Annotated in this window: 4 protein-coding genes and 1 pseudogene; 2 read left to right on the plus strand and 3 right to left on the minus strand. The window is 65.6% G+C overall.

Annotated elements, in window-relative coordinates; genetic code table 11:
* Positions 1-129 precede the first annotated feature (129 nt).
* Complete coding sequence (locus Q9Q95_RS17425; RefSeq protein WP_306098416.1) at positions 130-2,277, minus strand: Ig-like domain-containing protein; 2,148 nt, start codon at positions 2,275-2,277, stop codon at positions 130-132.
* Between the two features lie 219 nt (positions 2,278-2,496).
* Positions 2,497-4,668, minus strand: a complete 2,172-nt coding sequence (locus Q9Q95_RS17430; protein ID WP_371876802.1) for an alpha/beta fold hydrolase — start codon at positions 4,666-4,668, stop codon at positions 2,497-2,499.
* Positions 4,669-4,700: 32 nt separating this feature from the next.
* Here Q9Q95_RS17430 and Q9Q95_RS17435 point away from each other — a divergent pair, with 32 nt between their 5' ends.
* On the plus strand, positions 4,701-7,307 hold the full coding sequence (locus Q9Q95_RS17435; protein WP_306098418.1) for a TonB-dependent receptor: 2,607 nt from the start codon (positions 4,701-4,703) through the stop codon (positions 7,305-7,307).
* Positions 7,308-8,142: 835 nt separating this feature from the next.
* On the plus strand, positions 8,143-8,424 hold the full coding sequence (locus tag Q9Q95_RS17440; RefSeq protein WP_306098419.1) for a hypothetical protein: 282 nt from the start codon (positions 8,143-8,145) through the stop codon (positions 8,422-8,424).
* A 214-nt stretch (positions 8,425-8,638) separates the two neighbouring features.
* On the opposite strand, the pseudogene Q9Q95_RS17445 reads toward Q9Q95_RS17440, so the two are convergent.
* Positions 8,639-8,985: pseudogene (locus tag Q9Q95_RS17445) on the minus strand (integrase core domain-containing protein); the annotation flags it as partial.
* Positions 8,986-9,132 lie beyond the last annotated feature (147 nt).

A 9,132-nucleotide genomic window follows, 5' to 3' on the forward strand; every position in this document is an offset into this window, starting at 1 on the left:
GACTGGCCCCGAACCGGCATCCGACGGTGGCTGTGAGAATGCCATGCGTGCGCCGAGGACGAATTGCCGTCCCGGCCTGCGCAGGGCTCGACGGCGACCGGACCACATTGCCCGGCCGCCCCCCAGGCTTCAGTTCTGCTTCGTACCGGTGATCTGGGTATTCCCCTGACACCGCGTATTGCCGGGTCCCGCATAGCTCCAGATCGAGGTGCCGAGGAGCTGCGAGCTGTTGAGTATGCTGACCGACAGGCCCTCGGTCGTCTCGCCCGGGCCGTCGTCATAGGTGCCGCTGACCGATCCCTTGAGGCCCGCCGGATCGTCCTTGCTCGCCATGGTGAAGTTCAGCGCCACGCCGTCGAAGGTTGTGGTGTAGGCGGTGTCGGAGACCTTCGCGAGCGTCACGGTGAAATTGTTGTTCTCGTTGGGGCACAATCCCGGCTGCGACTGGCTGGTCGTGGTGGAGATGCTGTTGATCGCCCAGGTCCCCTCGAACTGGCGATTGATCGTGAACAGCACCGTGGCGGTGCGCGACACGCCATTGCCGTTCCGCGCCCGGAACTGCAGCTGGTCGGTTCCGAAATATTGGCCGGCCGGCGTGTAGCGCAACAGCCCGTCGATCCCGATCGTCGCCGAACCGTGCGCCGGATTCTGCACCATTTCGATGCTTTCGGCCCCGCGTACCTGCAGCTGCGCGCTGAGCGCCTTGCCCTGGATCGTCGTTACCGCACCGTCTTCCGCTCCCGGCAGCTTGATGACCAGCTGGCCGCCCAGCGTGATCGGCTCGCCGCTTTTGGAAAGGGTGAACGCGAAGTCGACATTCTCCGAGGGCGGGTCGCCGATATAGGAGAATACCAGCGAGATGGTGTCACCCGATCCGCCCTTGGCGCCGACGATGTTTCCGTTCGACACGCTCTGCAGCCCCACCTGCGCCGCCGGCACATATTGTACCTTCTCCATCGCGAAGTTGGCCATGGTGGTGGACAGGCCTTCGGGAACATACGGCAGCTGGGCGACCAGATCGCTCAGATGCTTGAACCCGCGCTGGATGTCGGCCGCAACGCCCGGATTGACCCGGATCGTTTCGCGCAGGCGGAAGCTCTTCGACTTCTTGTTCTCGAAGCCATAGGATCCCGCGACGGCAACCGCACGCACCATGAGGCCAGCCTGCCCCGTGCTGCTGTCCGCCGAGGTCAATTCGAATTCCGACGCATCGACGCAGGTGTTGACGAGCTTCGCGACCGACGCCTTGGCCTGCTCGATCGCCACGGCCGCCTGAACGAACACCACCAGGCCGGCGAGCTTGGTAATCGTCGCATCGGGAATGATGATCAGTGCCAGCCCGGTCAACAGCCGGACCGCGGCGAGATTCTTGGCCGCGACGAATTCCACCATCGATGCATCGCAAGCCTGCTCGTTGAAGGCCAGTGTTCCGATCCGCGCGGCGCTTGCCGCGGCAATGTTGGGAGTCAGCATTTGCGCCAGCGCAGTCGCGTCGGCGGCGCTCATCGTCGCCACTTGCCCGAGCGCGGCGACCAACTGGTCGCGATAGCCTTGGTAGATGTTGCGCTGATTGGGCGTCATCCGCGCGCCCTCGCTGGTCACCAGCGCATCGATGCCGGCAATCGCCCGATTGACCTGAGTCGTGATGGTCGCCCGCGCATCGGCGACGGCCGGGGCCGCGCCGATCGTCAGCGGCACGCTGAAGCGCTTGTCGCCGACCTGCACGGTCAGCAGATGGTTGCCCGCCGGAAGGTCGGTCGGGATCACGAAGTTGAGCGCGCTCGCCGAACCGCGATAGACGGTGATGGTCCGGCTGCCCAACGTCGCGCTGTAGCTGGTCGCAGCCAGTGCCAGATTGTCGACGGTAAGCGCCCCGAATTCGCCCGGCACCATGGCCGTATTGTTGGCGAGCGTCACCATGGTCGCGGTCTTCTTCACGGCGATCGTCGTCGTGGCGGTGCCGTTATTGCCCGATTTGTCGGCTGCGGTGCCGGTGCAGGTGATGCTGGTGTCGACGGCGACCGCGGTGGTCACCAGCAAATTGCCGGTCAGCGTCCCGCCGGTGCAGCTCAACGTCACCGGTACCGATCCGTCGACCGCGTCGCTCCCCGTTGCGGTGATCGCGATCGTCTCGCCACCCTCGATCGTCGATGCCGAGGGGGCCAGCGACACGATTGGAGGCGTCGAATCACTCGCCACTACCGAGCCTCCGCCTCCTCCGCCCGAACAGGCCGCCAGCACGGTCAGACTGGTCATGAGCGAAATCGAACGACGCATAAAACCCCCTTGAATACTCTCGCCGCTCGCGCGGACGCTGGCGTTGCGGAATGGTCGCCGGCGCGCGCAGATGCTCGACCGGCACGACCCGGCACCGGGCACGTGCCACGCCGGCGACACTCCCCCGGCCCGCAAAATGGCGGCGCGACCGGGGGGCGAGTATCCCCTTTTGTGGGGTGAAGTTGGTTAGAAGTGCCGCGATCCGCGCGATCCGCGCGATCAGCGCGGGGGGATGCCGGTCAGCGCGCGCGCGACGAGATCCGCCTCGGTCATGGCGAGAAGGCGCCCCGCCCCCATGACTTCGACGAATTTGGCGCGAGGCAAGACTTCCTGCCAATAAGCGCGCACATCGGCGGGATCGTGCAGCGCATCGTGCTCGCCGATCAGGACCGTCCAACGGCAATGTTGCGGGCGCGGCGCGGGGCGCGTCGCCGTCGCCATGGCGATCTGCTCGTTGACATAGCCGGCGACCCTCCCGGTCGCGAACATCCGGACCGCCCGGTAATAATCGCTGCGAACCTGGGGATCGCGGATCGCCTCCAGATCGGGCGGGCTCCCGGCGAACGAGCGTTCCATCATCCGCGCCACCCGTTCCGGAGTCAGGTGCGCCGATATCAGGCGCACCATCATGGCGACGAGGCGCGGATTGCGGAAATAGGCTTCCTTGACCGCACCCAGCGGGCCCCAGCGCCGTCCCTTGTCTTCGGTGTGCGGGTCGGGATTGACCAGGACGACGCGGTCGATCAGTTCGGGCGCCGCGTCGGCAAGCGCCAGCACGTGCTGGGCGCCGCCGCGCGCGACCACATCCAGTGCCGGGATTCTGAGCTTGCTGCAAAGCGACACGACGTCGCGCGTCGCGATGGCGAAAGGGTCGTGCGCGCCCGGCTCCATTCCGTGAAACGGATCGGACATGCCGAAACCCGGCCGATCGATGGCAATCGGCCGGCCGCCGGCCGCCTGCAGCGCCACCACCAGCGCGCGGCTGACCGGACGCGAGGTCATGCTGCTGTGAACCACCAGCACCGGCTTTCCCGATGCCGGACCATAATCGCTCCACGCGATACGCGTCCCGTCGCCGCGCGGCATCATACGGAGCGGCTCGGCATGATCGTGCGCGAGCGCCACCTGCCCCTGAGTCGCCGCCGTGGTGCAGGATAGCGCCTGCGCCTCGATCACGGCGCGCGCCAGCGCCGCGGCGCTGGAGACGCCGAGGCAGTCATAGATCCGGTCGAGTTCTTTCTTCGCGGTGGCGCGCGAGACGCCAAGCCGCTGCGCTGCGGCATCGCGCGACAGTCCCTCGGCGATCAGCGAGGCGAGCGCCGCCTGACGCGACGAAAGCCCCCAGATGTCCTCGAGCAGCCCCGCGGCATACCCTTCGGGGAGAACACCGAAAGCCAGCGACGCGAGGCTCGCGACCAAGGCGGGCAACCGGTCGACGCCAACGCGGCGCATCGCTTCGGACAAGGTTTCGCGGGCCGTGTCGTACGCGATGTCCAGTTGTGCGGCGGCCTGTTTGATCGTGCCGCACCGGATGGTGGCCATGGCGACGCGCGTCTGCAGCCCGGTGAGCCCGAACGTCTCGCACGCGGCCTTGAGCGGGGTCGCGCGAAGGCTGGTTATCGTTGCCAGCACTACCACGTGACCGCCGGCGAGCTCGGCTCGAGCCCGGATTTCGGACGGCAGTATCCACGAAGCTGCCTGGACGGCGGCGCCATAAGCAAAAATCACCGGATCGAGCCCGCCATCGCCCGATTCGATGGCCACCGGTGCGACGCAGGTTCGTCCGGTGCGGAGCACCTGGCCGACAACAGCCGGGTCGATATACCGCTCCGCCTTCTCGGCGACGAAGACCGGGCTCGCCGCGACTACCTGACCCGACATGTCGACCAGGGCCGCGGCGAGGCTGTCGGGACTGAGCAGCGGATAGATTCGCATTTCTTCCGAGCCGAAATCCCGGCCCAGATCATGTTCGATCGAATCCGCCGCGGTGCGGGCGGATTCGATCATCGTCTCCGGGTTGTCGAGCCAGCGCCGCATCGCGCTGTGGAAGCCCGCCACCGCAAACTCTCCGCCCCGTCCAAAGCCACCATCATCGGCCCTTCGGCCCCGGTCGGCGGAGGGAGGTAACGTCGAGGTCATGCCGATAAATCTCTCAGGACAAACAGATTCGTTACCAGGGAAGGTACACGGTGGTTCGACGCCCGGCCATGGGCGATCGTCAAAGCGCCCCATGGCCGGCAGCTGGCCCTCGACACGGTCCGGCGGGGGTGACCTGCCGAAATTGGCCGTCCGAATTCGACCACGCACGGCCAAGCGCTGAAGATGCCGGAACCGTAACAATCGCCGCGCAATGGCCGCAAATTGACCATCTTTGATGATGTATTCCGGCACGAACAAAGAGGCAGCGCGGATAGGCTCAAGGCATGACGGGCAACATTCCTGCCGTGATCGAATCGTGTCGTCCGGCGCGCACGGACCGGCGAAGCGCATGCACGCTTTGGGCCGCAATCGCGACGCTGTGCGTGCCGAATGCCGCGTTCGCCCAGGCGGAAGCCGAGCAAGAAGCTTCCGCCGACCAAAACGAGATCGTCGTCACTGCGAGGCGGCCGCGGGAATCGGCGATAGGCGAGGCAGAGCCGATCGCGGTGCTCGATGCCGCGGCGATCCGCGCGCTGGGGGCGACCAGCCTTTCCCAGATGCTGCAACGACTGGGTTCGATGACGAAATCGGCGAGCGGCAGCGATCCCGTGTTCCTGCTCAACGGGCAACGAATTTCAGGGATGGAAGAAATCCAGACCCTTCCTCCGGAAGCGATGGAGCGGGTCGAGATTCTGTCGGAACAGGATGCGGCGCGTTTCGGCTTCCCGCCGACGGTGCGCGTCGTCAATTTCATCACGAAGAAGCGGTTCCGCTCGCTGGCGGTGCAACAGCTCGCCGGCGTCACCACCGAAGGCGGCGGCGGTACGGAATATGCGGAGGCGGTCTCGACGCGAATCGACGGAACGCGCCGCTCCTCGCTGAGCATGTCCTACTTCCGGCATAACCCGGTCTGGCAGGACCAGCGCGCCATCGCGCCCGATCCGGATCTGCTCTTCTCGACCGCCGGCACGGTAACCGGTCTGAACGGCGGCAGCATCGATCCGGCGCTCGACGCCCTGGCGGGGCGGCCCGTTCGTGTCGCGCCGGTCCCGGCCGATCCTGCGGCCCGCGGGATGCTGGCGGGCTATGCGGGAGGCGCGCTCGCCGGCGAGGAACTGGGCGCGTACCGCACGCTGCTCCAGCGTCAGGACAAGCTGCGCGTGGAGGGAACGCTCGCCGCTCCGCTCAGCCGAACCCTGCGGGGATCGTTGAACCTCGCCCTCGAGGCGCAGCGAAGCCACGGCAGCAACGGCCTGGCACCCGCGCAGCTGCGCGTGCCCGGGACGAGCGATGCGCTGCCGTTCGCCAACGACGTGCTGCTCTACCGCTACTTTCCCGACACGGTGCTCCGGCAGACCAACACCACCCTCGACATGCATGCGGCAGCTACTTTGTACGGCAGTGTCGCGCGCTGGATGTGGAATGCGAGCGCCACCTATGATCGAGTGCGCAACAGGGACGTGTCCGACCAGGGCGTGCGGCTGGACGCGTTTCAGGCGGCGGTCGATGCCGGAGGCGATCCCCTGGCGCCGCTGCCACCCGAGGCGGCGGCACAGCGCATACGATTGCGCAGCGGCAAGCTGACCGAGACCTTGGTGAGTAAGGCAGTGGCTAACGGACCGCTGGTGGCACTGCCGGCGGGGGAGGCGCTGGTCACGGTCACTGCCGACTATACGCGGGCCTCGACCGAGGCCGGACCGCAGGAGCATCCGTCGACGGACAATTTCCAGCGCCTTGCGCGGCGTGTGGCTGGTGCGAGCGTGAGCGCCGAGATTCCCATCGCATCGGCCGATCGCAGCGTGCTCGGGTTCCTCGGCAGGCTGAGCGCGAACGGCATGGTCGGCGTCTCCGACGTGCCGCGCTTCGGCCAGCTAGTGAGCACCAATTTCGGATTGAACTGGGCCCCGCTGTCGCCGGTGCAGTTCAGCGTCTCGGTCAACGACGCCCGGACGCCGCCGGCGGTCGACATGCTGGCGAGCCCATTACTCGTCACGCCGAACACGCCGTTCTTCGACTTCATCACGGGCGCGAGCATATTGGTGACGACGGTAAGCGGCGGCAATCCGGCACTGGATGCGGAGCGGCGACAGGTTACCAAGATGGGCGTGTCCGTGAAGCCGCTCACCGACACCGAGTTCCGTATCAATCTCGATTATGTCGATACGCAGATCCACAATCAGGCATCGTATCTGGGCGCCCTCACGCCGGATTTTCTCGCGGCATTTCCGGACCTGTTCGAGCGCGATCCCGGTGGCATGTTGGTACGGGTCGACCGGCGGCCCGTGAACATCGCGCGCGAGAGCGAACAGAAGTTGCGGCTGGGCGTCAACTTCTTCACCCAGATCGGCCGCACGCCCCCGCCCGTGGTGCCGCCGGCCGGCGCGCTCGTGCAAAACGCGCCGCCACCGCCACCGCCGAAGCAGCGACCCTTTTTGTACGGCTCCGTCACCATCGACTGGCGCCTCGCGGACCGGCTGCGCCTGCGACCCGGGTCCGCCCCGCTCGACTTGCTCGACGGGGCCACGCTCAGCGGCACCGGCGGCCGGCCGCGTTGGGAAATAGATGCCAATCTCGGCGGATCGCTGGGCGCCGCCAGCCTCGGCGTCTATGGCAGGCTGCAGGGACCGACCCGCATCCGCAGCGAACTGGCCGCTTCCGACCTGAACTTTACCGGACGGACCTGGCTGGTGGCCTATGGCTCGCTGGATATGAGCAAGGTAAGCGACGAGCGATGGGCGCAGAAGCTGTCGCTCCAGCTCACCGTGGAGAATCTGCTGAACGACCGGATCGACGTGCGGGACCGCAACGGCGCGACGCCGAACCGGTTCCAGGGCGCCTATCTCGATCCGCTGGGACGTTCGATCCGGCTCGGGCTACGCAAGCTGTTCTAAAGCGCATTACCCGGCAATTGCGCGGACTTCCCGAAGCCGGGCTGCGAGAGCAATTACCACAGGACCGGATCCGAAACCGGCCGGTCCGCTTTTCGTTCGGAAACCTGCCGGCCGCCTATCGCCTCAATAGCGGACGCTTGCTATTGTAGCGATGGGTTCAACGCTGATCGCACGGCCGTTGACGAGGCGGCTAATCGGAGGCCGCAAAAAAAAGCGATACGGGCCATGGCGTTGATGGCGGAGCTGAGGGCGCAGAACACTCTCTTATAGACCGGAGAAAACTTGCGCCAGTGGTCTGCGCCGAGAGGCGCCACGCCAATTTGGCTCTCGGTGCCAGTCCGCACGGGGAGGCGCGTCAACAGCAGCAACCTCTTCGCCGGAACGCGAGAGAAGGAGATTCCCGCAAAGGTTGAAGACAAGCAGCATCAACGCCAACGGAAGCTTTTCTCGTCGATCAGCTTGGCCGGAGGTCGATCGACAGGCATCTGAAACCCGTACGGCTTCGAAGCAGACCTGTTGGGAGCCAAGAACACCACGGCTAGATCGTTGATACTGTGGAGTAACAATTGCGCTGCCGCTTTAGTGACTCTTCGGGCAAACATCAGGCAAGGGTACGGTATGCGCGAAGGTTTCCGACCAGTACCGGAGCTTATAGCCCATCCGGGCGCGGTGATCCCGGCCGCGCTTGCGCCGCTGCAGGCGCACTCCGGCTCAGCGATGGGTGGCGCCGAGGGCGCACGCCCCGGCTCCGGGCCCCGCCGGTGCATATGGGCCCGATCGAATCACGCGGAACGTCTATGACGATGCAGGCCAGCTCCTGCAGATTCGCAAGGCAGTGGGCACGGCTGATGAGCAGGCCTACGTCACCTATAGCTACACGCCACATGGCAAGCAGGAATATGTCGTCGATGCGAACGGCAATAAAGCGCGATTGATCTATGACGGGTTTGATCGCCAAGTAAAATGGCAGTTCCCCTCGATCGCAGCGCCGCCTGCGACCTTCAATTCGGCCACGCAGTTCTCCGCGTTGACGACCTCCGGCGAGCCCAATGCCGGCGACCGGGAGGAGTATCGGTACGATGCAAAACGGCAATCGCACATGGCTGCGCATTTTTAGCTGGAGAGTCGCGCGAACGTCAGCCCGTTCGCCCGCAGCAATTGGCACTCGAACGGCGGCATCACCGGGCAAGAAGTTCGTGAGGGATCCGTCATGACCGCAGAAGCAGGTGGCTAGCACACCCTGAATCGGGCCGGAGCGGGGGAATCCCGAAATCTCCTATAGTGCACTGATTTCAAAGACGAATTGACGTGCTCCCGAGAAACTCCTCCAGTCATAGCTGGAGTCCGGGGTTGTCATCGTGCCCCCGCGGGCGGGGCTGCACAACGCGCCAGGCAGCATCGGCGGGCGTCAGCCCGCCTATTCCACATGCGGCCGCACATGGTAGTAGTCGTGGCGCCAGCTGCTCAGCACCGAGCGTGCATGGCTGAGCGACGCGAACAGCGTCTCATTCAAGCATTCATCGCGCACGCGACCATTAAAGCTCTCGATGTAGCCATTCTGCTGCGGCTTGCCCGGCGCGCTGTAATGCCACTCGATCTGCCGGTCCTGCGCCCAGCGCAAGATGGCCAGGCTGGTCAGCTCGGTCCCGTTGTCACTGACGATCATCAGCGGCCTGCCGGAGGCATATCGTTGCGGTCAGGTATGGCCGGCGGGGGGCCGGGTACAAAAAAGCCGCCCCGGGTTTGATCTGAGGCGGCGTGTTGGTTGCGGGAGCAGGATTTGAACCTGCGACCTTCAGGTTATGAGCCTGACGAGCTACCGGGC

Origin of the sequence: Sphingomonas sp. DG1-23 (genome assembly GCF_030730875.1) — a bacterium.
Classification (GTDB): domain Bacteria; phylum Pseudomonadota; class Alphaproteobacteria; order Sphingomonadales; family Sphingomonadaceae; genus Sphingomonas.

Excerpts from the sequence above, each read along its gene's own strand:
- Q9Q95_RS17425 (WP_306098416.1), bottom strand. The coding sequence starts at position 2,277 with ATGCGTCGTTCGATTTCGCTCATGACCAGTCTGACCGTGCTGGCGGCC.
- Q9Q95_RS17435 (WP_306098418.1), top strand. The coding sequence starts at position 4,701 with ATGACGGGCAACATTCCTGCCGTGATCGAATCGTGTCGTCCGGCGCGC.